The sequence below is a fragment of the Massilia sp. UMI-21 genome, from assembly GCA_015277795.1.
Classification (GTDB): Bacteria; Pseudomonadota; Gammaproteobacteria; order Burkholderiales; family Burkholderiaceae_D; genus Telluria.
The window spans coordinates 946,765-972,037 of record CP063848.1 but is presented as its reverse complement, the minus strand read 5'-3'; the positions used below and the strand labels follow the sequence as shown (position 1 = coordinate 972,037).

Here is a 25,273-nt window from a genome sequence, read left to right as displayed (position 1 = left end):
GTCGGCTGAACAGCCTGCCGTGCGTCGGCGCACGGCAGGCGCCGTTACCATCGAGGTTCGATCATTTTCCGGAGCGCGCATGAAAACCGTCCTGCTTGCACCGCTGTTCGTGGCCCTGTTGTTATCGTCCCCTGTCGTCCGCGCCGCGGACCAGGCAGCAGGCGCCGCCAATCCGCTCGTGGCTATTCCGTCCCTCGATGTGAAGCGCTACATGGGCACCTGGTACGAGATCGCGAAATTCCCGAATACCTTCCAGAAGAAGTGCGTCGGTTTCACTACCGCCACCTACAGCCTGCGCGAGGACGGCCGCGTCGACGTGCTCAACCGCTGCCGGCTGGACGACGGCAGCACCGACACGGCCAAGGGCGTGGCGCGCCAGCTGGGCGGTCCGACCTCTCCCAAGCTGGAAGTACGCTTCGCACCGGCCGTCCTGTCCTGGCTGCCGATGGTCTGGGGCGACTACTGGGTGATCGACCTCGATCCGGACTACCAGCTGGCCGCCGTCAGCGAGCCGGAGCGCGAATACCTGTGGATCCTGTCGCGCACGCCCCAGGTCGCCCCGGCTGCCTACAATGCCTTGCTGGGCCGGCTGGCCGCCCAGGGGCTGGACCTGAGCCGGCTGCAGCCGACCAGGCAGGGGCAATAGGACTGGCCTGGTCGATGTTGCGCGAGCGGATTTCGCATGAGAACAATTTCGCATGAGAACCTACCGCCGCGCCAATGCCTGTGCTAGAATGCGAGCCCTTGGCCTGGTAGCTCAGTTGGTAGAGCAGAGGATTGAAAATCCTTGTGTCGGTGGTTCGATTCCGCCCCGGGCCACCAAGAACATTCTTGACGAAACGCCGATCCATGCAGATCGGCGTTTTTGTTTTCGACGCAAGAAGTCCTCGTGTCCGGTCTATTTCCGGCCCACCGCCCGCCCCAGCCCCCGGCAACCGACCGAATCGTCTGATACGCTCTACACGTCGCAGGTCAGCGCCGACTTCGACTAAATCGCCATAAAGTTTATCTACTCCAATCATATGAGATAGAGTATGGGCTGACCTACCATCAAAAAATGTAAATGGTGCAAAAAACAACCCGAGACACGAGATTAGTCGTCGCTAAAATGCTCCCTGATGGGAGGATTGATCAATCCTCAATACAGTCTTTAGATCAGTGGCAACGTGGCCCACGTGACATTGAACTGATGCGCCATGGTTACGGGCACGATTTACTCGAAATTTTGACAGACGAACTTAATTTGGTTTCTGTTGATGAAGACGGCTTGCTACGTTCCAAGATTCTTATCGTAGCCAATGAAGAAGATGTGCGAAATAAAGTGATGCAGTTGCTTGGGAAAATTGCAGAAGCACTAATCGTTCGCAGCTGCAATTCCGACGTTTATGCAAATCGTCGCTGGGGGCAAATCGGTCGAAGGGGAGCGTATGTCCATCATTCCTTGGATCAATATATAGCGATAGGAACAGGGCTCGAAACAACTCGCCAAAAATACCTTCACAAGTATCAGCCAAGTGACACTCAACGAGATGTGATTTGGATCCATCGCAGTAATGTGAGGCAAGAACTACAAACACTGCTAAATGGTAGGGCTGCAGGATATTCGGCGGGGCTACAACTCAAGGTTAGTATGAATGGGTTCCAGTATATTTATCGTAGCGACATTCGGCGCGCAAAGTACGAAGTACCGCTAGTCTATTTTGACCTCTGCAATGATTATTATCAGCTCGCAAACGCGATCTACAGAGAGGATAGAAATTTCGTGCTCGGTACAGACCTTGTTCGAGGAAAGGATATTGATCCCGCGATTCACGACCAACTTTGTTCTTACTGGTGGCTTGTCGAACAGCTTGTTCTTGGCCGCATGAGCATTGATCAGCTAGCGAAAGATGACCTGTTGTTCGACGCACACAAGAAAGAGATTTTCGAGAGTTCGGGTAGTACCATTATCACACTCTAGTCTCGCCGCAAACGTCACATAACGTTCGTAGGTTGGCCTTTGACATCACAGCAAGCTACAGTCAATATGCCCAGTTGGGTGAAAATCCTAGAGACAATTGTTGAAAATCCTTGTGTCGGTGGTTCGATTCCGCCCCGGGCCACCAAGAACATACCTCACGAAACGCCGATCCATGCAGATCGGCGTTTTTGTTTTCCGGAGATGTAGTCCCCGTGTCCGGGCCATTTCAGGCCTACCGTCCCCCAGCCCAGACATCCGTTCGAATCGTCCAGCGCATCCCTTCGTCCCAGAGAGCCCTACTTCAATCGTCCGATTATGGTAGGTCGCTACTACAGCGCAGGCCACTCGTCGTAGCGAAGATGCACAAAAGCAACTATGATGTTGTATTTAGACGTCCTAGGAAAAAAGTATGACCACGATTCTTCGCTTTCTTCACACAATGCATGAGGCTGCCTTCCTTGAACAGGCATTAAAAGATGGGCTCATGCTAACAGACCACCCTGTAAAGTTTGCTCCTCTAGACATCAATGATGGGAGGTCGATCGAAATAATGCAAAGCTATTCGATTGCTGCGCTAAGCGAACGTGCCAGCGCACTTGGCGTAAGCGATCTGAACCTGAATGCATTAATGTACGGTCTTGGCACCATAGCTGGAAAGATTCCCATGATCTGCTTTACCGAAGTTCATGAGGGCCGCAGCCTGGTGCCGCACTATGCAAACTTCGGAGCATATGGTGTCGTCGTAAGTAAGGAATGGCTAGAAGCCAATGGTGGTGATCGGGTCTTGTATGCGGGCCCAACTTCGGCAGTTACGAAACGATTGCACCGACTCTTTGTCGATCTCCAGATCGCGAAGCTGTATGTTCAAAATGGGAAAATGCTCTTTAACAATTCCAGTCTAGAACCTGTCTTAAATCTTCTCGCATACATCCAAAGCAAAGATCAACTTGATGAAGTGGAATGGCGCATCGCCGGCGAACATGGCTTCACGGGGCGCAGACGTGAAACCGGAGATCGACTTACGCTGCCATTTGACGCCATACAGGCGGTACTGGTTAAAAAAGAAGATGAGGTAGAAAAGTTCACAGATATCCTGAAAGCACTATCCACAACGCCAGGTAAGGAATTGCCGCCAGTCTTGGTTCAACCACGGATCTTGCCACTGGATATAGGAGACGTATCCCCCGCGTTTCAGTACTTTCTTTCTGGTGGGGACGAAGACAAACCATTTAATAGCAAGAATGATTGAAAATCCTTGTGTCAGTGGTTCGATTCCGCCCCGGGCCACCAAGAACATCCTTGACGAAACGTCGATCCATGCAGATCGGCGTTTTTGTTTTCAGTGCACGAAGTCCTCGTGTCCGGTCTATTCCCGGCCCACCATCTCCGCGCTCGCATAACCGTCCGAATCGTCCAAACGTCCGCCCCACTCAGCTCCTCGCTCAGCAGCACGGACCTCAAACGTCCAAACGTCCAAACGTCCAAACGTCTATTGTGACCTCCAGGCTACGGTGACAGAACGGACTTTTGGTCCGATGCTCGCAGGTTCGAAGCCCGCATGGCCTATCACGAACTGCCTAGTCATCCGAATCCGCCTCCGGCTTGTCTCCCTTGGCCTCGTCGATTGGAATGCTCAGCAGCGCGGCATTCATCTGCCGGTAGAGCGGCTCGACATCAGATTCGACCTCGTCGTAGCACTCGGGGAGCAACATGCTGTACTTCTTATCGAAAACGGTTGTCTTGTCGAGCTGAGCGTCCGAGTGTTTCGTGACGCAGACTATGAGCTGCATGGAAACCGGAAGGCTCTCTGCGATGAACCCGAGGACGACGTGGAGGTTCAGGTCGTCTTGGTCCTGCTGGTTCGGAGAGTCTATGACTACGGGGATCGACATGCCTAACTGTTCGCCGTGGCAGACCTTCCACAAGGCTGCATAGTAAGCAAGGAGCAAACGAGGCCCTCCGCTGCCTGAACGGTTAGGTCTGCTGACAAGGTTTGGATTTCCCGAAGGATCGGGTACGTTAAGCGACTTCCTCGCTAACTGGTAGGCTTCCCTGAACGCAGCCACAATCCTTTTGGCACGCTTCTTGTCGGTCAACGCGCCCAGTCGCGCCTCGATTTCCGCAAGTTTGGCGTTCCAGTCTGCCAGTTCGCCGGCGATCTGTTCTCTTTCGGCGTCGAATGCCCTATGGGCAGCCTGGGCTCCTTGGGATTCCACTACCTCTTGGAATCGGAGGTCCCCGCGCTTTTGCTCAAGGATCCCGTTGATTCTGGCGTAGTTGCCGCGCAGCGTCCGAAGTTCCCCGTTCGTCGATTCCAGTTGGCGTCTCGCGGTAACGAGATCCCTCTGGAGCGTACGCGTAAGCTCCTCCAGGATCCTGGCATCCTCGGCATAGCCCAAGTAGTGCAGGAACGACTGCTCGTGTTCCGCCCCACACGTCGGGCAGACGATTTCATTGGCATTGGCAATGTTCGCAAGGTACTTCTGGTCTCCGGCGTATTCCCGCAGCGACGCGAAGGCGGTTTGGATCTGGTGGTTGATGCTTGCAACCACTTCGCCCTCGCGGACATACTTAGCGCGCAGAGTTTCTTGCAGGCCGTTGAGCTCGTTCGCCTCCAATGTCAGGCGGCGGATTTCATCTTCGAAGCCCGCCTCCGACAGCTTGACGGTGCCGACCGGAAGAGTCTGGCTCAGCCGACCGCGAGCGCGTTCCAGAAGCTTCATCTCGCTGACACGCGCGTCGGCTTCCTTCGATATTGCACTTTGCTCGCTCTTGAGCTCGTAGTATTCGGCAGGCTTAATACCGCTGAAATATTCGAGGATGCTGCGGACCGGTGCCACATACTGCATCGTAGCGGGGAAAGTGTCCCATTTTTCCCGCCAGCTCCCATCTTGGTCAATGTAAAAGGGGAGGAAAAAACAGGAAGGATCGGCCAATACGCCCTGCCCTGTCTTTCTGGAAGTCAGCATGAGCTTGAAACCTACCAGCGCCGCGAACGTTTCTGCCCATGCGGCAGGCGAATCAGTTGCCTTGAGAAGGTTGCCGGACGAATCGTGAAGCGAGCGCGCACCACTATGGTGGATGACGGTGAACGATTCACCGTCTACCTTGAACCTGACTGCGGAAACGGTCTGAGGATCCCATTGTTCGAGGGTTCCCAGCGGTTTGGCACCAAGCGTTACGAAGAGGTGCTTAACGAGGCTTGACTTGCCCGTGTGGTTCTCCCCTTGGATCAGGTTCCTGTGCGGGTGAAAGCTGACCTTCCTGGCTTTTTTGTCGCGGTGCGATAGCAGCGATATGCTTTCGAATTGGAAGATTCTCATAGGATTTTGTAGCTAGGGCGCGAAGGAGTTTTCTGAAATTAGGCTGCGGCATTTTTCGTTACCTGGATTAGCAAATACGCGAAGACTTCGGTGTTCTTGAAGGCCGGATGGGACGCGGCTATCCTCGCGGTTTCCGCTTCCAGTGCGGGAAGCAACGAAGAGGATGCCAGTAGCGGAGGTGCTGCCTTGGCGCACTCGTCGATCAGGGCGAGCTCGTCGGCCCCCTGCGTCCCAGAGACGACGGCGGAGAAGTACTTCGTCACGCCGACGTCAATCGAGATACGCCTAAGCGGAGCAAGCCCTTCCAGCAGCAGTCCGTCAAGAACCTTGTCGAGGTACGATTTCAGGTCGGGAACGCCTTTGAGATCGGCAAGCGCAGAGTTCAGCTCAGCCATCGAGTAACCCCGCTGGCGACGCAGTTCCTCAAACGACTCCACGGGCTGGGTCTGTCGTCCGAGGGCACTGAGCTGCGCGAAGAGAGCGTCCACGAACGCTTTCGCTTGGCCTGCGCTCGCCGGGAGGTGCTTGCTGAGGTAAGCCGTAGCCGCGCCGAGAGCCATAAGGTGAGGGTCGTCCGGGTGCAGGGTGGTTTTCCGCAAGGCGAGCCGTTTGAGGTCCGGGACTTCTCCGGGCGCGGCGTGGAGCAGGGCCAAACCCTCGGCCAAAGGTGACGCGTGCGAAGCGTCAAGCTCCGACGCCAGGCACTTGAGCAGGGCCGAGGCTGATCCACTCGTGACTAGCGGAAGGTCGCAGCCCGCGTTCGACACGAAGTGAGCGTTGGCTTCCAAATGCTGGACGGCCAAGCCAGCCTTATACAATTTGCCGAGAGGGCTCTTCTCTACCTTAGACAAAGTGGGGGGTACTTTTTTCTTTGTTCGGCCGTCTGGCTTCAGTAAGCCCGTCAGTTCGTTGAATGACCACTCGCCGCTGTCTTTCTTCTTGATCTGGTATATATCGACACGGCTGGGTGCCGTTTCGGAATCGAACTCGGCGACGTCCTGGATCGACTCGAAAAGCAGGAGGAAATCGGTTAAGCCGTCTTGCTTGAGCTCGAATATGCGGAGGATCGCCCAGTAGCGCTGGAAGTCCACTCCCTTCTGCCCATGACCGCCCCCAGCTTCCGCCAGCTCAGGATCCTGGCTCAGGGAAAATATTTCGGTGAATTTATCTTCCGCTAGCGCCATATGTAGAGTTGGAAAACATGGTTCGTCAATGTGGGATGGGGACCCTATGGGGTTGCTCAGCATAACTGTTGGTAATTTATCAGTGAACATGCAAATTGCCAATTTTTGTTAGCTGCCATGAGGATCATGACTTGAAAATCCTTGTGTCGGTGGTTCGATTCCGCCCCGGGCCACCAAGAACATCGGTCACGCAACGTCCACTCATGCAAGTGGGCGTTGTCGTTTCTGAATTCGTAGTCCTTGTGTCCGGTCCATTTCCGGGCTCCTCCCAGATCGTTTTCCAGCATCGTTTGAACGCCTACACCATCAATTCCGGCACTTGAGCACAGTCAAGCCACCTGCCACGAGAAAACTTACCGACCGCTTGGCGCCATGTTTGACCGTGCCAGGTGCCTTACTTGCCTAACAATACGAACGATCTAGTACTGCCCTCAGCACGCCTAACGAAACAGTCAGGGGCGGGCCCGAGCTCATAAGTCCGCGTCAGTGATAAATAGAAGCACTTGCAGTTTTACCATCAGTAGGGCACAATCAGGCAGTCAATTACGCGAACGGTAGCAGGTAATAATAGCTATCAATGTCGGGCGTTTCGCCAGACTGAGAACAGGTGGGATACCAACCACGACACGAAAGCGGCCCGCGCCAAATCCGTGTCCGGTAGGTCCCGATTCGGCGCGAGCCGCTTTCGTGTCTATTTAGGTAATTGAGCACATTTTCCTTACTACTTGCTGAATTTGTCGGGCAGGTGGGGTCTGTTCGCGCGCAGATCATCCACCTACCGTCCATCGTTTTCGTATTCGGTCGTCACCTCCGTGATGCCCCGGGCGACGCGCCATCAGGCATGCGCGACATGTTTGTTTCTTGGGCGCACGAAACTGGCCATGAGATTGCCTCTAGTCTGAAGTTACCGGAAGACTATCCAGAGTGGAATCAGTTCGATGGCTATGATGACCTAACCGCATTTGAGTCGGATGCCGGGTGTATTTCACGAGCAGTATTACTGTTTGTGGAAAGCGAAGGAGCATTTGCGGAATTAGGCGCATTTTGCACACAAGTAGTATTAGCCGAGCGCTTATTTGTTGTCCTATACAGCAAATATTATAGGGCCAATTCATATATCGCACTTGGCCCACTTCGCGTTCTCAAACGTGTACAAGGTGACGAGCCCTCAATTTGTCCAGTTGATGGCGATACGTTAACTGACTTTGAAAAAGTTTTACCTGATTTGGCGAGCGAAGTACTTGAAAAGAGCAAACAGGCTCTGAAAGTCCGTGCGTTTGATCCGCAACAGGTCCGCGATCAATTCCTATTTATCGCCGATATAGTGGAATTATTCGGAGCTCTCACTCTCAAAGAAATAACTCAACTCTTGACTGCCTTTGGCATGGTGCTTACAAAGCAGCGAATTGGTCAAATGTTGAACTTACTCTGCCTTCTTGAAGTAATACAACCTTCTGAGCATTTGTCACGCCACTTTTACGTCCCGCCAAAAGGCAAGCGCGAAGGATTTATCGGATATAAGTTCCTGGACTCCAGTGCTCGAATAGACCGCGTCCAGTTTAAGCTACGCGCTATGGAATTTCTAAAGCAGGACCCATTTCGACGCCAAGCTTACGAGAAAGTCCATGGACGCCACTAATTCGGAACTGCTGGAATTGCTGTGCGACGAGCATCCGCTTACCCGCGCGGAGGCTTGGGAGCTCATTCTTACGGCACCTAGGCGATATAAAATCCACTATATAGAAAAGCGCAACGGACGTGGCAGACGATTGATTGCTCAACCAACTGCAGAGCTTAAAGCTATTCAACGTTGGATTATCAGCAAATACATCGCAGCAATGCCAGTACACGAAGCGGCGACAGCATATCGTCCGCACAAAAATATTTCAGACCATGCACGAGTACACGCAAAAAACAAATATCTTCTCAAGGTTGATTTTAAGGATTTCTTTCCCTCAATAAGAGATCGCGATTTCGTGCAGCATGCAGTTAAGCATCTTGGAATTAGTACAAGATTAGCATCTGAATTGTCATTCTTGCTTTTTAGGCGCGACGAGAATAAAGGGTTGTCCTTATCAATAGGCGCACCAAGCTCGCCTTCGGTTTCCAATTCTCTTATGTACGAATTCGACCTCAAACTATCGGAATATTGTGACGCCAATGAAATTGTCTACACTAGATATGCTGACGACCTAGCGCTATCGACTAACAAACCACACGAATTAGATAAAGCAAATGAGTTTATACGTGAATTGCTAGGCTGCATTAGATATCCACGCATAGAAATAAATCCGGAAAAGACCGTATTCACCTCTAAAAAATTTCAACGCCAGTTGACCGGCCTAATTTTATCCAATGAAGGTAAGGTATCGTTGGGAAGAGACCGAAAGCGATCTATACGTGCGATGGCAGACCATTACCGAAAAGGGAAGCTTGCACCGGAATTGCACACAAAACTTAAAGGCTGGCTGGCATTTTCACTCTCGGTTGAGCCTGATTTTGTTAGAAGTATCAGGACGATGATGGGTGAATTTCATTACTTCAAATTAGTTTCCGTAAATGAGAAAATGGAAGCAGAAGGCATTATTCCTTCCGGTGATGAGTGGTAATATCATAGGTTAATAGGTGTTTAGACTCGTGGGATCATGTACCCATCCGTAGCTGGCCGCTCTTCAAGGCCAGGCATGTTTTGCGGACACTATCCCAATCCGATCTTTCAGTGGCAACTCGATGACCCAGGCACTGCACAGCCGAGCCCGTACTACGCACCGGATCCGCGAGGAAATCAGGAACTCAACACTGCCGCAAGCCGAACTGGCTAGGCTGTACAACATGACCCGTCAGACCATTCGGAAGTGGCAGAACCGCGAGTCGCCTGAAGACAAGTCGCACGCTCCCAACAAGATGTACACGACGCTCTCGCCCGAGCAGGAACTCATCGTGGTGGAACTGCGCAAGACGCTGCTGTTGCCCACCGACGACCTGTTGGTGGTCACACGCGAGTTCATCAATCCAGCGGTCTCGCGTGCCGGCCTTGGACGCTGCTTGCGCCGACACGGCGTTTCGGACTTGCGCGACCTGGCACAGCAGGAAAGCGGTGCGCCAGCCACGAAGAAAACATTCAAGGACTACGAGCCAGGCTTTCTGCACATCGACATCAAATACCTGCCGCAGATGCCCGACGAGACCGCACGGCGCTACCTGTTCGTCGCCATCGACCGCGCTACGCGCTGGGTCTACATCGACCTGTATGCCGACCAGACCGACAACGGCAGCCAATTCACTGACCGCTTCACCGCTGGTGGCAAGAAGAAGGAACCCAGCGGTATCCACGTGTTCGACCGGCTATGCAAGCGGCTCGGCATCGAGCACCGCCTCATTCCGCCGCGCCATCCACAGACAAACGGCATGGTCGAACGCTTTAACGGCCGCATCAGCGACATCGTCAACCAGACCCGCTTCGGCTCAGCCGCCGAACTGGAATCGACGCTGCGCAATTACGTCAAGATTTACAACCACAGCATTCCACAGCGAGCGCTCGACCATAAAACACCTGTTCAGGCACTCAAGGACTGGCACGAAAAACGCCCTGAATTGTTCAGGAAACGCGTGTATAACCAGCCGGGTCTTGACACATAGAGCGAGCAAAAGCATTCATCCGTGAATACGAATTCACCGAGAAAGATGTCTTCCCAAACATCAAAAAATAGTGTGGCACTACCACCCGGCCTGCTTGCGCCACCGCGCCTAGCAGGCCGGGTATTACAATCACGCACTCATCAATTTACCTGCCTGCGCGCGAGAGAATACCCCACAAGGGCTTCCGATTGTCCTGTGCTGGTCTTTTCGTATGGTACTCAAGCAGGATGGGGCGGGGGCGAAACTATCGCGTCGGGAAGATACCTCGCCTCTATGTTCTCGATGCATTCAAACCGGCCGGTCCGTGGCCGGTCTCTTGTGCGAATTTCGCCGTCTGAGCGACCATGATGCTTGTTCAGAAGATCCCGCATGAGCAGGCAGAACCGCCGCGCGATACGCCAGCGGATCTGCCGTGGTGTTTGACCGGCGACCAGCTATGCAAAGTTGACGGGCCTTAGCAGAACCTCGGTGCGGCAAACCGATGAAGTAGTGGCAGACACGGCGCGAAGATTGAAAATCCTTGTGTCGGTGGTTCGATTCCGCCCCGGGCCACCAAAAACATCCCTCACGCAACGCCCACTCATGCAAGTGGGCGTTGTCGTTTCAGGGAGCCGTCGGTCTTGGCGCCGCACCCTGTTTCTGCACGATGGCATTGATCATGCTCGCCGAATACAATTCGCCTTCGGTTTCCGATACCTCCATCATCGCGCGCCACAGCGGAACGATCGCGAGGCCGGCATGGTTGAATCGGACCAGGCCGCAAGCGTAGATGTCGTCATACGAGTCCACGGAATTGCCCAGCTTGTCGCAGACTGCCGCCTGCTGCGTGTTGTAAGCCGCTACGGTATCCTCGCTCCACAGTCCTGTCTGCAGCACGCCATCGAGGGCCATCGAGGGCCATCGCATTGGCGCCCCCTTCGTGGATTCAGGGATCGTCCCCGCCCCAGCCGCCGCGGACAAGGTTCATTTGCCAGAGATGCGCCAGTTCATGTGCGACCAGTCGTTTCAGCACCTCGCGATATCTTGGATGATCGATGAGTGCTGCCTTGCCATCGAAGCGGTAGCTCATCTGACCCTTGACCGCACCGCCTTTGATTGACATCCCTGGCGCGTCGAATCCCGATACGGACAACATAATGAGCAACTCGTCCGTCAGCGGGCGCCCGTAGGCTTGTTCATAATAGGCGGACAGCTTCGCTCCCGCGTCCAGGAAAATGTCGCGCACCCAGCCGGGGGTGGCCGGATCGATCAGGAATGCGTCGCACCGGAGCGCGTGGGGCGGGCAGGTCCGAAATACGCGTAGCCTCGTTCGCCGCCTGCCAGACGCTTGTTCGGTGGCGGTGCGATGACATTCTCCTGCGCCAGGCCATGCAGGTGGATGTCGGCCAGCATCGGAATCTGACGTTTTCCCTGATACCCGTCTCCCTGCAGAAAACCCAGGAAAAAGGCCGTTGCCCCATCCGAGAAACGGTTGAAGGGAGCATACGACTTCGGCTCCAAGCCGTCGAAGGTGCGGATCTGGATACTGGCATACCTGAACGGCTTGCCCTTGAAATCGATAAGATCGTGGTCGAGATAAAGATTCATGCGCATGCCAGGCGTCAATACTTTCCAGGCTTTCTGGCGAAGTTCGACTACCGACTCAAACGTCAAGGCGGAGACCGGTCGTGCAAACCGGTAGTCGACGCGCCAAATGTCTTTTGCGACTTGATGCACGACGATTCTGACGACCACGCCAGGTAATGTCTTAGCGTTGAGGAAGGGCGCAACACAAATACCGTGCACAGTTCGATCATACGTTGGCGGATCAGGTAGATCCACCGCTTGTTAAGCTTGTTTGCGCCGATTCGGCGCGTCGAGTATCCCGCGCGGCGCCCCCGAATATGCTTGCTTATCTACAAAGTATGGAGACAAACCGAAAGTTGGCCAGCGACATTCCGTCTTGACGGCGCCAGTGCCTGTTTTGAAAATCTTTGTGTCGGTGCTGCGATTCCGCCCCCCGGGGCCACTTGGAATATTCTTTGCAAAACGCCCACTCATACGAGTGGGCGTTTGTCGTTTCCGGAACATGCGTTTCCGTTGGCCAGTCGATTCCCGGCCCTTTTTATCCGGGCTTAGCCGCCTTGCCCTTGACCGCCACGACAGCACCCTGTTTCACCACCATGGCCGGTTTCGCCAGCCGGCCCAGATCATGCGCCGGATTCTCATCATATACGTTGAAACTCGCCTCGCAACCTTGCTCCAGGCAGCCGACGCGGCGTTGCGGAAACATCCAGCGCGCCGTCGCCGATGTCGACATATTGATGAGCTCGGCCGGCTGGAAAAGACCCGTACCGTCCAGTGCCTTGAGCTCATCGAGCACACTGCCCTCAAAACGATCGGATCCGGTCAAGAGTCTGACTTTGTATTTCCGCAGCAAGCGCAGATTGTGCAGATACACTTGCGCTATTGCAGGGGCATCCTTCGGATGGGCAGATACGTGATAGAACGAGGCCGCCATTGTCGGGATGACCGCCACGGCATTCGCCGCGGCCGTCTTCACGACATCGTCGGTCAGTTGGTAGTCGGCCACGCTGTGGTTTTCAGCGATCCGGTAGCCCGGAAGATGCGCAATCGTATCGACGCCGGCGTCGGCCGCGAGCTTGAAATCGGCGGCGGTGTCCACATGGGCGACTGTCCGCAGCCCGGCAGCGCGGGCAAGCGGCACAAGCGCTTTCAGTACCTCTCGAGTAACGCCATTGAAACCGTCGTACTCCCGTAGCCGGGCATTGCGCAAGCCATTTTCCTCATCGACCAGTATCACTTTCACGAAGTCGGTTTTCGTCTTCGCAAATTGCTTCCATTTACGCTGAAGCTCGGAAGCGCTGTCAGCTATCAGCATCCCATCGACCAGCTGGTCGAAACTCATCTCCAAGCCAGCTTCTTTCGCCCCCGCACGGGCGATACCGATCGGATGCCCGGTGCTGCTGGTGATGCCGATACGGGCAAACGCAGTCGACGGCGCCGCGCGGCTGTCGAACAGCGGTGCGCATTGCAAGCCGGCCGGATCGGTCGCGAAAAGCTGAGCGGAATACAGGATTCCCCGCTCCAGGTAGCCTTGCGCCATCTGCGGAGCCAGATAGCAGTTTTGAAGATTATGGTTGTGCGCTTCCGCCAATCCCGGAAGCACATAGCCGCCGTGCAAGTCCACGGTCCTCGCCGCATGGCCCGTGCCGACAATCATACCGTCGCGCACAGTCATGTCCTTTTTCTCGAAGTTCTTCCCATCGAACCAATAGCCATTTACATAGCTTACCGTTTCTGCAGCAGCTACCTGGACGACGCCAACCACTGATGTCAGACATACAATCGCGCTTACCGAGAACCATCTCATTACGTGAACACTCCAGCAAGTACCAACAAAATGTTGCGTCATAATGCCGTGCAATCATGTCAGTGTCCAGAAGGAGCTTGCCGCCTCTGATGCATCCATGCGGGCCGTTGTCGTGTGGATCGCGAATCCTGTTGTTCCCAAGCGGTCCGCGCCGCTTTGCCGAGGCATCCCTACCCGCAAGTCCCCCGACCTTGCCGCCTGGCCGATGAAACCGGACGCAACGTCCTCGTAGCGGCGCCGGGCCACCAGGAACATCCTCGAGTCACACCAAGCGCCGGCGCTGATCGTTAATAGTTTCCTCCGGTATCCGTGTATCCGGTCTCTTTCTAGTATCCTTCAAGTGATAACTTAAGACGGCAGGCTGTAGCAGCATTACGCCGTCCTTGCCAACCGCTGGTTGCATCCGCTCCCACCAATGTGGCATCACGACCGGCCCATGGACTCCAGGCAGCCGGCATCGAATCGAGGAGATACATGGCTACCGGAAGCAAAAAAGTCATTTATGTTGCGTTGCTGGGCAACCTGCTCATTGCGCTCACCAAGTTTACTGCGGCAGCCTATACCGGCAGCTCGGCGATGCTTTCCGAAGGCATTCACTCCCTGGTAGACACCGGCAACGGTGGCTTGCTGCTGTATGGCATGCGGCGCGCCAAGCGTCCGCCGGACAAACGCTTTCCATTCGGCCATGGCAAGGAAATTTATTTCTGGAGCTTCGTGGTGGCCCTGCTGATCTTTTCGCTCGGCGCCGGCTTTTCCATCTACGAAGGCGTCCGTCACCTGCAGGAACCGAGCGAGATCGATAATCCGCTGGTGAACTACATCGTCCTCGGCGTGAGCATGCTGTTCGAAGGAGGGGCATGGCTCGTCGCGCTCAAGGAGTTCAGGCGCCAGAAGGGTAAGCAAGGGTATCTCGAAGCCGTTGAGGCAGGCAAGGATCCAACCGCATTTGCGGTGCTGCTCGAAGACAGCGCCGCACTTCTGGGACTGCTCGTTGCCATGGCGGGCCTCGCATTAAGTCAGCTGACCGGAAACATGATCTTTGACGGGGGCGCGTCGATTGTCATCGGATTGATCCTTGCTTCGACTGCGGTCATCCTGGCCAGGGAGACGAAAGGCTTGCTGATCGGCGAGAGCGCGAGTCCAGAAGTCGTAGATGGTATTCGTGCGCTTGTTGAAAAGATGCCTGGCGTCGACCGCGCCAATGAAATTCTCACCATGCACGTGGGGCCGGATTACGTCCTGGTCAATATTAGCCTGATGCTGTCTTCCAAGCTGGACCGCGCCCAGGCGCATGAAACCTTCGATCTCATCGACGCACAGATCAAATCGCGCTACAAGCGCATCAAGCGCGTCTTTATCGAATCGGAAACGCGTCTTCAGCCCGGCGATGGAGCGCATCATTCCACTTGAACGTCTCTTCGTTTCGGGAACGAGAAGCCGGCCGGCCCCGCCCTGCCGCCCGCGCTGATTACTTTGAAAACGAACCGGCTTGCCTAACCTGAGAACGGCGGGCATGCCAGTCCGGCAGCACCGGCACCGGCGCCCCGCTCGCGCACTGAGGATTGAACCGCCCCGCGCAGGGATGCTCGTGCCGTAGGTCGGTGCAGCCCCGGCCACCAGGAATGACGCCCGGTTGTCGCGCCCGGCCTTGTCGTTTTCGCCGCCGGGACGAAGCCGGGGCCGGCGCGGGGCTGCGCCATGGAAGGAGTATGCTGTTGGCATGTCCCCTATCCAGAAAAACCCGCCATGAATGCTTCCGCCCAGCACTCCCGCCGCGTCGCCAGTCCCTGGTCCACCCGATGGCTGGCCGGCCTCGCCTGCCTCTTGACGCTGTCGCTGCTGCCCGCGGCAAGCCACGCGATCGAAGAACCCGCTTACACCACGCTACGGTCCTTCCCCACGTTCGAGATTCGCCGGTATGCGGCCTACACGGTCGCCGAGGTGGTGGTGCCGGCGCCTGCCGATGATGCGGCGAACCGTGCCTTTCCCATCCTGGCCGGCTATATCTTCGGCAAGAACAAGGGCGAACGCAAGCTTGCCATGACCGCCCCGGTGACCCAGGCGCCGGTCCCGGCCAAACTGGAGATGACGGCGCCGGTGACGCAAAGCGCCGGCCCGGACGGCATCCTGGTGCAGTTCGTCCTGCCCAGCGATATCAACATGGACAATGCGCCCCTGCCGATCGACCCGCGCGTCAGGCTGCGCGAAGTGGCGCCGAGGCAGGTGGCGGTGATCCGGTACTCCGGCTTCTGGTCGCGGGCCAATTACGCAAAGCACCTGGCCGAACTGCAGGACGCGCTGCGCGCAGCGCATATCGCCTGGACCGGCGAACCGGTGCTGGCCCGTTACAACGGCCCGATGACGCCCTGGTTCATGCGGCGCAATGAGATCTGGCTGAACCTCGACTGAGCGGCGGCACCCATTCCCCGCTAGCGCGGGGCGGGCATGCGCCGCCATTTGAGCAGGCCGAGCACGACCGCCGCCACCGCCAGGCCGAGCAGCCAGGCCAGCTCCTGGCGCACCTCGTGCAGCGAAGCACCCATCTGGTTGGTGGCGACGAAGCCCTGGATCGCGGCGGTGGACGGCAACAGCCTGGCCAGCGCCTGCAGCGCGGCCGGCAGCGCGCTCATCGGCCAGGTCAGGCCCGACAGGAACATGATCGGCAGCGAGGTGGCGACCAGCAGCTGCATGCTGCGCTCGCGGGTTCGGAAGAACATGCCGATCAACATGCCCAATGCCGCCACGCTGCAGGCGAACAGCAGGGTCAGCACGGCGGTGCCGGGCAGGTTGCCGCCACGCGGGTAGTCCTGCCACCAGAACACGAAGCCAAAGAAATACAACGCATTCAGTATGACGACCAGCGCGAACGCAGCCAGGGCGCCGCAGTACGAGGCGGCATCCTGCCCGTAGGGATAGCTCTGCTCGCTCGTCCAGTTGCCGAACAAGAGTCCGATCCCGAGCAGGAAGGTTTGCTGCATCACCAGCACCATCACGCCAGGCACGACATACGAGGCATACCCCTCGCGCACGTTAAACAGGGGCAGCGCTTCGACCGCCAGGGGCTGGCGCAGCGCCGCGGCCTGCTCCGCCGACGGGCTTGCCGCCGCCAGGCGCTTGAGTTCAATGCCCGCCGAGACAGTGCCGACAAGCTCAGCCAGGCCGTTCAGGGCTACCTTGTTCAGCAAGGGATAGGACCCATGGCCGCTGACCTGCACTTCCGGCTGCAGGCCGGCCAGCACCTTGCGGCTGAAGTCTTCGGGAATGAAGATCGCCCCGGCCGCCTCGCCGCGCCAGATCATTTCCTGCGCGTCCTCCGGCCGCGCGCTGACGCCGGCCACGGCGATGCCGGGATGCGCACGGGCATAGCGGATCAACTGGCGAGACAGGGCCGACTGGTCCTGGTCGACCACCGCGACCGGTACCCGGCGTACCGTCTCGGTGCTGTAGGGAAGCGGGTAGAAAAACGAATAGATGATCCCGGAAATAAAGAACAGCAGCAGCGCCGCCTTGTCCCGCACGATGGCTTGCCAGGTGAGCACGAAGGCGTGCCAGGCCCTGCGCGGGGCGTTCACGTCTTGCCCCAGGTGGCCGGTTGCTGCACGCGCTGCCCCAGGCGCAGCCAGCCGAGCGCGCCCAGGCCGAGCGTGAATGCCAGCAAAATCGCCAGGGGTGCGAGATTGACGCGCAGCGGCGCGCCCGCCATCCAGGTGTTGTTCAGCATCTGCAGGTAATGGGTCAGCGGCAGCGACTCGGCCCAGATGCGCGCGCCCAGGGGCATGGCCAGCAGGGGAAAGCCCTGGCCGGCAAACGCGAACGCGGGTGCGGTGACGAAGGCGCTGGCCGACAGCGCCGCGCGCAGCGAGGATGAGACTGCGGCGATCGCCACGCCCAGGGCCAGGCAGGCGGTGATGAACAGGGCCGTCCCCGCCAGCATGGCCACCGCACTGCCCTGCACCGGCCAGCAAAGCACGACGCCGAACAGCAGGAACAACAGCAGTGCATGCACGGTGAACACGGCGCACGGGATGAGTAACTTCCCCAGCAGGGCCGCGGCCAGCTTGCCGTCGGCGGCGGCCAGCCATTCGGCCACCGTGGCGGCGCGGAATTCGCGGCCAATGGCCGTGACCGCCGCCAGCGTCACGAACATGTGCAGCAGCGTGAAAGCCACCGGCAGCGCCAGCGATGGGATGTAGCTGCCGTTCTCATTGAACAGCGTGCTGGTGCGGGTGCGCAGCGGTTCGAGCTGGGCGCCGGCCTGGCCGGGGCCGGCGCCGCGCTGCACCCGGCCCTGCAGTTCGATCCCCGCCGACAGCGTCGCCACCACGGTGCGCACGTCGCGCGTCATGGCGCCCGTGTGCGCCGCGAACTGGGCGTTGTAGGCCCATAGCACCCTGGCGCCCCGTCCCGCGCGCACCGCCTCCTGCAGGCCGGCGGGGATCGACACCAGGCCGAAGGCCTGGCGCGCGCGGATCAGGCCCAGGGCCTCGGCGTCGTTGTCGGCGGCCCGCAGCACCCGCAATCCGGGTGAAGCGTCGAGCATGCGGATCAGCTGGCGCGACATGACGGAGTGGTCGCGGTCCTGCACCACCAGCGGCAGCTCGCGCGCCACGCCGGCCGAGAAGATCCACCATGTCAGCAGGTAGAGCACGACCGGTATCGAGCTCAGCATGGCAATATCCCAGGGGTCGGCGCGCAGGCGCGCCCATTCGCGCCGCAGCGAAGACCGGATGGCATGGCCGGAGCGGCGCATCGGCTGGGCTCAGGGCTCGAACACGACCGTCATGCCCGGCCGCAGCCCCGGCACGGGCGTGACAGGACGCAGGCGGACCTCGAAGGTGCGCAAGTCGGTGCCGCCCGGGCGCGCCGCGCGCCAGGTCGCAAAGGCCGGCAATGCCGATACGGCGGTGGTCCGGAACTGGGCGCTGGTCTTCAGCGCCGGAATGCTGCCCCGGTGCACGGTGCCCTTGGCGTAGGCCTTGAATTCGTCTTCGCGCACCGCCACCACGGCCCAGGCATCGGACAGGTCGACCAGGGTTATCACGGGAAAACCCTGCGGCGCCAGCTCGCCGGCCTGGATTGCGACCTTGCTCACTTCGCCCGCGGCGGGCGCCTCGATGCGCGTCTCGTCGAGCGCCGCGGCGGCTTCGTCGGCCACGCCCGCCACCTGGCGCGCCTGCGCTTCGGCGGCCAGCCGGTCTTCCGGCCGGGCGCCCTGGCGCGCCAGCATGTATTGGGCCCGGGCCGCGGTGGCCAGTTCGCTGGCCGAACGCGCCTGCGCCTCGGCGTCGTCGCGCTTCTGGCGCGCGACGACGCCTTCGGCATACATTGCCCCGATGCGCTGGGAGGTCAGCCTGGCAAGCTTCGCGCCGGCCTCGGCGCGCTCCCAGTTGGCGCGTGCGGCCACGATTTCCTGCGGACGCGCGCCGGCCTGCACCTTCGCGCTGGTGGCGCGGGCGGCATCGCGCGCGGCCTCGGCCTGCGCCACCTTGGCGCGCACCTCCGGGCTGTCGAGCTCGAACAGCAGCTCGCCGCGGGCCACCACCTGTCCCAATTCCACATGGACCTGGCCGACCCGGCCCGGCACTTTCGACGAAACATTGATTTCCTGCGCCTCGATCTGCCCCTGGACCGGAATGCGGACCGGCTGGAAAGCCAGGTACAAGCCCCAGCCGAGCAGGGCGAGGACGACGAGGGCGGCGCCGGCGTACAGGCGCCTGGTGGACGGTTTGGCCATGGTGTTCATTCTTTCGGCGTATTTTCGGCTGATTCTGTCGTGAGGTCGACGATGTGCGTTGCGGTCCGCGACAAGGCGACCAGCCGGTCGGGGTCGCCGGTGGTGGCCAGCAGCCTGGCCAGTGCGACGACGTAGTCGTAGGCCGCCTGCGCGCGCTCGAGCGCGGACTTGGTGTAATTCAGCGAGGCGTCGGCCACGTCGGCCGAGGTCGCCTGGCCGTTCTCGAAAGCCACCTGCGCCAGGCGCCGCGTCTCGTGGGCCAGCTCGATCGCCGATGCCATCGCCAGGTAGCGCTGACGGGCATCCTCCATTGCCCGCCACTGGCTTTCCGCGAGGGTCGGAATGTCGCGTCCGGCCTGTTCGGCGGCGACCTCGACCCGCTGCTGCTCGAGGCGGGCGGCGGAGATCATCTTTGCGCGGTCGATCCGCTCGATCAGCGGGATGCTGAGCGACACGCCGACCAGCCAGTTGGCGCGGCTGGAGCTGCCACGGTTGAGGTTGTAGTTGGCGATCCCGATGACGGTCGGGCTGAAGGCGCGTCCCTGCAGCTGCACGGCCCCCTCGGCCTGCTTGCGCTTGCTGTCGATCTGTTTCCAGGCAGCGTTCGAGGCCATGGCCGCATCGATGAACGAGGCCAGCGAACCAGCCGGCCGCGCATGGACGAACAAGGGGGTGGTCGGCATGACGGCGCCGGACGCGTCGAGCAGGCGGCGCAGCGCCAGCTGCGCGATCTCGAGGTCGCTGCCCGCCTTTGTCGCTTCCCGGAGAGCATTGTCGACGGCCACATCGGCTTTCAGGCGCTCGACCTTGGCGATCAGTCCCGCGCGCTCCATCTTGCGCGCCATGCGCTGGTGCTCCTTGGCGACGTCCGCAGCGGCCTCGCGCAGTTGCAGGGCCTTCCTGGCCAGCTGCACCGTGAAGTAGCGCTGCGCCAGCTGGGTCGCCGCCTCGTCCTGCGCGGCCTGGACGCCGGCGCCGGCCTCGTCGGCGCGGGCGGCGGCGATCTGCTTCACCGCATCCAGGCGCCCGCCGGTATAGAGCGGCCAGACCGAGCTCAGGCCGAGCGAACGCACATCGAACACACGGTCGACGTTGAGGGCCGGCGGGATGTCCGGCAGGTTCAGGCCCGGCAGCGGCGGCAGCGAGTCGAGCACCGGATTGGCCAGCTGCGCGATGGCGCCGGTGTCGACGCTGAGAGTCGTCGACACCCGTCCCGCAAAGCCGGACAGGCGCACATCGGGGCCGTCGATACGGCGCAGCGCGTCAGCCTGCAATTGTTTCGCCTGGAAATCAAGCCGGGCGCCATTGACCGAGCCGGCACTGGCGCGCAGGCGGCGCAGTGCCTCGGCATAGTCGACGCCGGCGTCGGCGTGCGCGGTCCCGGCCAGCGCCAGCAGTGCCGCGGCCGCCATCGCCCCAGGCCGGACAGTACGCATTCTCATGTCTCGCTCCGGTTTTCGCTCGTCGATCTTCCATCCATGCGATAAACGCCCGGGCCATAGGGCGCGCATGGAGGACCTTGTGGCTGGAATGATAACGCTTTTAGCGCATCTGGCCCAGCCATCATCGCGCGCGGCTCAGGCCGCGGGCGCATCGGCGCCGGCCAGCCAGTCCTGCTCGCGCAGCCGTTCCAGCGCCCAGGCTGCGCTGGCGGACAAGGGCCACTCGGCGCGAAACACCAGCCACAGGCTGTCGATTACCGGCAGCGCGGTATCGACCACCCGGATCGCCTGCTGCTGTGGATAAGCCTGAACGGCGAAACGCGGCAGCACCGTGAAGCCCAGGCCAAGCGCCACCGGATCGAGGATGGCGACGATCTGGTTGGTAAAACCGCGCACCGGCAGCTGGTCGATGCGCCGCCCCGGATACACCCGCGCCAGCAGCCTGCGGCCCATGTCCATGCCATCCGGATGGTCGATGTAACCCAGCCGCGCCAGCGCCGGCCAGCTGACGTCGTCCACCTGCGCCGGCACCACGAGACACAGGCTCTCGCGTGCGAGCAACTCGCTCTTCAGGCGCTCATCGTCGGGCCGGTGCGTAACGATGCCCAGTTCCGCGCGGCTGGCCAGGACGGCGGCAATGATCTCGGCGGTCGGCGCCGCACGGTAGTTGACCGACAAGCCGGGATGGGCAGCCTGCAGCGCCAGCAAGCGCGGATACAACAGCAGGCCGATGCTGCCCGGGCTGGCGATCGCGATCTGCCCGACATGGGGATCATGGTCGGCAAGTGCCAGTCGCAAGCGCGCCTCCGCCTCTTCCATGTCGCGCGCGTAAGCGAGCACCTTTACCCCGGCCGGCGTCAGACTGGCCTGGCGTGCGCGCCGGATCAGCAAGGATCCGCATTCCGCCTCCAGGCGCTGTACCTGCTGGCTGACCGCGGCCTGCGTGAGATCGAGCATGGCTGCGGCGCGCGTGAAGCTGCCGGTATCGCACACCGCGGCGAACGCCCGCAGCCAGGCCGGATTCAGGTCTCCATTCATAAGAATACTTTATGGAATGCATTAGTTACCATCGGTTTTAATTATAGATCGCGCTGCCTATACTGAGATTCTTTCGCACAGGAGAATGCCATGACCTATCCCCGCAATTTTTCCCATATCGGCATCACCGTTACCGACCTCGACGCTGCCGTACGATTCTATGCCGACGTGCTGGGCTGGTACGTGATCATGCCGCCGACCTCGATCACCAGGGACGACTCGGCCATCGGCCTGATGTGCACCGACGTGTTCGGCCCCGACTGGACCTCGTTCAGGATCGCCCACCTGTCGACCGGCGACCGCATCGGCGTCGAGCTCTTCGAGTTTCCCCAAGGCGAGGCGCGCGAAAACAACTTCGAATTCTGGAAGACCGGCGTGTTCCACTTCTGCGTCCAGGACCCCGACCTCGAAGAACTGGCAGCGCGCATCGTCGCCGCAGGCGGCAAGCAGCGCATGCCGGTACGTTACTACTATCCGGGCGAAAAACCGTATCGGATGGTGTACATGGAAGACCCGTTCGGCAACATCCTGGAAATCTACAGCCACAGCTACGAGCTCACCTACGGTGCCGGCGCCTACCAACGAGCGGGCTGAACCGGCAAGGCCGCGCCAGAACGGCACGCACTCAAGACGACTGGTCTAATTTGCGCTATACTCCAGACCATGAGCACTGACCAGCACAGCGTACGGCAGCATATCCTCGCCACCGGCCGAGCGATCATCACGGGCAAGGGCTTTTCCGCCGTCGGCCTGAACGAGATCCTGTCGACCGCCGGCGTGCCGAAGGGCTCGTTCTATCACTACTTCAAGTCGAAGGAATTGTTCGGCCAGGCCTTGCTCGACGATTACGTCGGCAACTACCTGGCCGAACTCGACGCGCTGTTGGCGCCCGACGGCAACCCGGCCGCCACGCGCCTGCTGCGCTACTGGGATAGCTGGCGCGTCCTGTCCGACGGCGGCTGCGCCGGCAGCAACTGCCTGGTGGTCAAGCTCAGCGGCGAAGTGGCCGATATGTCCGAGGCGATGCGCGGCGTCTTGCTGCGCGGGACCAATGACATCGTGCAGCGCCTGGCCAACTGTATCGAGCAAGGTTTCGCCGACGGATCGATTCCCACCGGCCCCGATCCGCGGCACAGCGCGCTTGCCCTGTACGAAATGTGGCTGGGGGCCGCCTTGCTGACCAAACTGCGGCGCGAGCCGAGCGCCCTGGACGGCGCGATGCGCGCCACCCGGACCTTGCTTCGCCTGCCTGAATCCGGTCTCGCCTGAGGCCGATGCCACATTGACGGCCTCGGTCTCCACCGAGGCATTTTTTTCAAACAATTCTAGACGACCAGTCTAATAGGAGAAAGCATGCTGAATTTCGATTTTTACAACCCGACCAGGATCGTGTTTGGTACCGGCACCCTTGCATCACTGTCCGAACTGGTGCCGCAAACGGCGCGCGTACTGGTCCTCTTCGGCGGCGCCAGTGCCGAGAAGAACGGTACTTTGGCCGAAGTGCGCCAGGCCCTGGGCCAGCGCTTCGTGCAGGAATTCGGCGGCATCGAGCCGAACCCGAGCTACGAAACCCTGATGCGCGCGGTCGAGGGGGTGCGCCGCGAAAAGATCGATTTCCTGCTCGCCGTCGGCGGCGGCTCGGTGATCGACGGCGCCAAGTTCGTGGCCGCCGCCGCCCATCACGAAGGCGACCCGTGGAATATCATGGAAACCGGCGGCGCCAGCGTGACCGGCGCCCTGCCCTTCGGCACCGTGCTGACCTTGCCGGCGACCGGCTCCGAAATGAACAATGGTTCGGTGGTCACGCGCAAGGCGACCCAGACGAAATTGCCGTTTCGTAGCGTTCACGTGTTCCCGCAGTTCTCGGTGCTCGATCCGACCAAGACCTATACCCTGCCGGAAAAGCAGGTCGCCAACGGCCTGGTCGACGCCTTCGTCCACATTACCGAGCAGTACCTGACCTATCCGGTGCAGGCGCTGGCCCAGGACCGTTTCGCCGAGGGCCTGCTGCAAACGCTGGTCGAGATCGCACCGCAAGCGATCGCCGTCCCTGAAGACTATGCCACCCGCAGCAACCTGATGTGGACCGCGACGCTGGCACTGAACGGACTGATCGGCGCCGGCGTGCCGCAAGACTGGGCCACCCACATGATCGGCCATGAATTGACCGCCCTGTACGACATCGACCACGCCCGCACGCTGGCGATCGTGCTGCCGGCCCTGCTCGATGTACAGCGCGACAGGAAGCGCGCCAAGCTGCTTCAATATGGAGAACGCGTGTGGGGAATTACCGCGGGCAGCGACGAACAGCGCATCGACGCCGCCATCGCCGCCACCCGCGGCTTTTTCGAAGGTCTCGGCATCCCGACCCGCCTGTCCGCCTACGACCTGGGCATGACGGCGGTCAACGAGGTCGTTGGCCAGCTCGCAGCCCACGGCATGACGCGCCTGGGCGAGCATGGCGATGTCGATCTTGCGCTTAGCCGCGCGATTCTTGAAAACGCTCTTTGAACGAAGGATCACCACCATGCCGCAAAACGCCACCATCAACCGCAGCATCGTGCTGCAACAGCGCCCGCAGGGCGCTCCCGACGCCGATACCTTCCGCCTGGTGGAAGCACCGGTGCCGGTTCCGCAGGACGGCCAGGTGCTGCTGCGTACGCTGTTCCTGTCACTCGACCCTTACATGCGCGGGCGCATCAGCGAGGCCAAATCGTATGCCGAGCCGGTCGCCATCGGCGCCGTCATGGTCGGCGGCACGATCTCGCGCGTGGAAGCCTCGCGCCACCCCGGCTTCGAGGTGGGCCAGCTGGTGCTCGGCTACAGCGGCTGGCAGGACTACGCGCTGTCCGACGGCACCGGCCTGAACAAACTCGGCGACGACGTGCAACTGGCCTCGCGCGCACTTGGCGTACTCGGCATGCCCGGCTTCACCGCCTACATGGGCCTGCTCGACATCGGCCAGCCGCGGGCGGGTGAAACGGTCGTCGTCGCGGCCGCCAGCGGCGCGGTCGGCTCGCTGGTCGGGCAGATCGCCAAGCTCAAGGGCGCGCGTGCGGTCGGCATCGCCGGCGGCGCCGAAAAATGCCGCTATGTGGTCGAGGAGCTCGGCTTCGATGCCTGCATCGACCACCGCGCACCGGATTTCGCGCAGCAGCTGGCCGCAGCCTGCCCAGGCGGCATCGACGTGTATTTCGAGAATGTCGGCGGCGCCGTGTTCGACGCCGTGCTGCCCTTGCTTAACACGAAAGCGCGCGTCCCCGTCTGCGGCCTGATCGCCGACTACAACGCCACCGCACTGCCGCCCGGCCCGGACCGGCTCGGCCTGCTGGCGCGCACCATTCTCACCCAGCGCATCAAGATGCAGGGCTTCATTATTTTCGACGACTACGGGCCGCGCTACGGCGAATTCTTTGCCCAGATGAGCGCATGGCTCCAGGACGGCAAGATCAAGTTCCGGGAAGACGTGGTTGATGGCCTCGAGAATGCGCCGCAGGCCTTCAGGGGCCTCCTCGAAGGAAAGAATTTCGGCAAGCTCGTGGTGCGCGTCGCATCCAATTAAACAACCCACAGGAGAATC

The 25,273-nt window shown here is 60.0% G+C and carries 23 protein-coding genes and 1 tRNA gene; 13 read left to right on the top strand and 11 right to left on the bottom strand.

The window, feature by feature from the left end; translation table 11 throughout:
* Window positions 1–79: 79 nt before the first annotated feature.
* The 4 genes from IM543_04295 (at window position 80) to IM543_04280 (ending at window position 3,209) form a co-directional block, all read left to right on the top strand.
* The gene (locus IM543_04295; protein ID QOY95120.1) at window positions 80–646 is read left to right on the top strand and encodes a lipocalin family protein; all 567 of its coding nucleotides are present in this window, start codon (window positions 80–82) and stop codon (window positions 644–646) included.
* Window positions 647–746: 100 nt separating this feature from the next.
* A tRNA-Phe gene (locus IM543_04290) sits at window positions 747–822 on the top strand.
* Window positions 823–1,324: 502 nt separating this feature from the next.
* Complete coding sequence (locus IM543_04285; GenBank protein ID QOY96518.1) at window positions 1,325–1,960, top strand: hypothetical protein; 636 nt, start codon at window positions 1,325–1,327, stop codon at window positions 1,958–1,960.
* Between the two features lie 409 nt (window positions 1,961–2,369).
* Window positions 2,370–3,209: a hypothetical protein gene (locus IM543_04280; GenBank protein ID QOY95119.1), complete on the top strand. Its 840-nt coding sequence runs from the start codon at window positions 2,370–2,372 to the stop codon at window positions 3,207–3,209.
* 328 nt (window positions 3,210–3,537) lie between these two features.
* Here IM543_04280 and IM543_04275 read toward each other — a convergent pair whose 3' ends face one another.
* Both IM543_04275 and IM543_04270 read right to left on the bottom strand, forming a co-directional pair.
* Window positions 3,538–5,283, bottom strand: coding sequence for a hypothetical protein (locus tag IM543_04275; protein QOY95118.1), 1,746 nt, complete (start codon window positions 5,281–5,283; stop codon window positions 3,538–3,540).
* Between the two features lie 38 nt (window positions 5,284–5,321).
* A complete protein-coding gene (locus IM543_04270; protein ID QOY95117.1) occupies window positions 5,322–6,557 on the bottom strand; it encodes a DUF4297 domain-containing protein in 1,236 nt (411 codons plus the stop codon).
* Between the two features lie 613 nt (window positions 6,558–7,170).
* Here IM543_04270 and IM543_04265 point away from each other — a divergent pair.
* From IM543_04265 to IM543_04255, 3 genes are all read left to right on the top strand, one after another.
* Window positions 7,171–8,106, top strand: a complete 936-nt coding sequence (locus IM543_04265) for a hypothetical protein (GenBank protein ID QOY95116.1) — start codon at window positions 7,171–7,173, stop codon at window positions 8,104–8,106.
* Window positions 8,093–9,076 carry an RNA-directed DNA polymerase gene (locus IM543_04260; GenBank protein ID QOY95115.1) on the top strand — a complete coding sequence of 328 codons (984 nt, stop codon included), beginning with the start codon at window positions 8,093–8,095 and terminating at the stop codon, window positions 9,074–9,076. The genes IM543_04265 and IM543_04260 overlap by 14 nt, the downstream gene beginning before the upstream one ends.
* A 121-nt stretch (window positions 9,077–9,197) precedes the next feature.
* The gene (locus tag IM543_04255; protein QOY95114.1) at window positions 9,198–10,106 is read left to right on the top strand and encodes a DDE-type integrase/transposase/recombinase; all 909 of its coding nucleotides are present in this window, start codon (window positions 9,198–9,200) and stop codon (window positions 10,104–10,106) included.
* A gap of 603 nt (window positions 10,107–10,709) precedes the next feature.
* Here the strand turns inward: IM543_04255 and IM543_04250 are convergent.
* The 4 genes from IM543_04250 to IM543_04235 form a co-directional block, all read right to left on the bottom strand.
* Window positions 10,710–10,997: a hypothetical protein gene (locus tag IM543_04250; GenBank protein ID QOY95113.1), complete on the bottom strand. Its 288-nt coding sequence runs from the start codon at window positions 10,995–10,997 to the stop codon at window positions 10,710–10,712.
* 34 nt (window positions 10,998–11,031) lie between these two features.
* Window positions 11,032–11,331, bottom strand: coding sequence for a hypothetical protein (locus IM543_04245; protein ID QOY95112.1), 300 nt, complete (start codon window positions 11,329–11,331; stop codon window positions 11,032–11,034).
* A 23-nt stretch (window positions 11,332–11,354) separates the two neighbouring features.
* Window positions 11,355–11,840 (bottom strand): hypothetical protein, encoded by a 486-nt coding sequence (locus IM543_04240; GenBank protein ID QOY95111.1) that lies wholly within the window; start codon window positions 11,838–11,840, stop codon window positions 11,355–11,357.
* Window positions 11,841–12,210: 370 nt separating this feature from the next.
* Window positions 12,211–13,479, bottom strand: coding sequence for an amidohydrolase family protein (locus IM543_04235; GenBank protein ID QOY95110.1), 1,269 nt, complete (start codon window positions 13,477–13,479; stop codon window positions 12,211–12,213).
* A gap of 474 nt (window positions 13,480–13,953) precedes the next feature.
* On the opposite strand from IM543_04235, the gene IM543_04230 reads away from it, so the two are divergent.
* Both IM543_04230 and IM543_04225 read left to right on the top strand, forming a co-directional pair.
* Window positions 13,954–14,889, top strand: a complete 936-nt coding sequence (locus tag IM543_04230) for a cation transporter (GenBank protein ID QOY95109.1) — start codon at window positions 13,954–13,956, stop codon at window positions 14,887–14,889.
* 336 nt (window positions 14,890–15,225) lie between these two features.
* Window positions 15,226–15,888 carry a heme-binding protein gene (locus tag IM543_04225; GenBank protein ID QOY95108.1) on the top strand — a complete coding sequence of 221 codons (663 nt, stop codon included), beginning with the start codon at window positions 15,226–15,228 and terminating at the stop codon, window positions 15,886–15,888.
* 20 nt (window positions 15,889–15,908) lie between these two features.
* Here the strand turns inward: IM543_04225 and IM543_04220 are convergent, their stop codons facing one another.
* The 5 genes from IM543_04220 to IM543_04200 all read right to left on the bottom strand — a co-directional run bounded on the left by IM543_04220 (window position 15,909) and on the right by IM543_04200 (window position 21,693).
* Complete coding sequence (locus IM543_04220; protein QOY95107.1) at window positions 15,909–17,051, bottom strand: ABC transporter permease; 1,143 nt, start codon at window positions 17,049–17,051, stop codon at window positions 15,909–15,911.
* A complete protein-coding gene (locus tag IM543_04215; protein ID QOY95106.1) occupies window positions 17,048–18,229 on the bottom strand; it encodes an ABC transporter permease in 1,182 nt (393 codons plus the stop codon). Before IM543_04215 ends, IM543_04220 begins: the two co-directional genes overlap by 4 nt.
* 9 nt (window positions 18,230–18,238) lie before the next feature.
* Window positions 18,239–19,222, bottom strand: a complete 984-nt coding sequence (locus tag IM543_04210) for an efflux RND transporter periplasmic adaptor subunit (protein QOY95105.1) — start codon at window positions 19,220–19,222, stop codon at window positions 18,239–18,241.
* Window positions 19,219–20,625: a TolC family protein gene (locus tag IM543_04205; protein QOY96517.1), complete on the bottom strand. Its 1,407-nt coding sequence runs from the start codon at window positions 20,623–20,625 to the stop codon at window positions 19,219–19,221. Before IM543_04205 ends, IM543_04210 begins: the two co-directional genes overlap by 4 nt.
* A gap of 165 nt (window positions 20,626–20,790) precedes the next feature.
* Window positions 20,791–21,693: a LysR family transcriptional regulator gene (locus IM543_04200; GenBank protein QOY95104.1), complete on the bottom strand. Its 903-nt coding sequence runs from the start codon at window positions 21,691–21,693 to the stop codon at window positions 20,791–20,793.
* 90 nt (window positions 21,694–21,783) lie between these two features.
* Between IM543_04200 and IM543_04195 the strand changes: the two genes are divergently transcribed.
* From IM543_04195 to IM543_04180, 4 genes are all read left to right on the top strand, one after another.
* On the top strand, window positions 21,784–22,287 hold the full coding sequence (locus IM543_04195) for a lactoylglutathione lyase family protein (GenBank protein ID QOY95103.1): 504 nt from the start codon (window positions 21,784–21,786) through the stop codon (window positions 22,285–22,287).
* A gap of 69 nt (window positions 22,288–22,356) precedes the next feature.
* A complete protein-coding gene (locus tag IM543_04190) occupies window positions 22,357–22,962 on the top strand; it encodes a TetR/AcrR family transcriptional regulator (protein QOY95102.1) in 606 nt (201 codons plus the stop codon).
* An 84-nt stretch (window positions 22,963–23,046) separates the two neighbouring features.
* A complete protein-coding gene (locus tag IM543_04185) occupies window positions 23,047–24,204 on the top strand; it encodes an iron-containing alcohol dehydrogenase (protein QOY95101.1) in 1,158 nt (385 codons plus the stop codon).
* Window positions 24,205–24,220: 16 nt separating this feature from the next.
* Window positions 24,221–25,255, top strand: coding sequence for an NADP-dependent oxidoreductase (locus IM543_04180; GenBank protein ID QOY95100.1), 1,035 nt, complete (start codon window positions 24,221–24,223; stop codon window positions 25,253–25,255).
* Window positions 25,256–25,273: the final 18 nt, after the last annotated feature.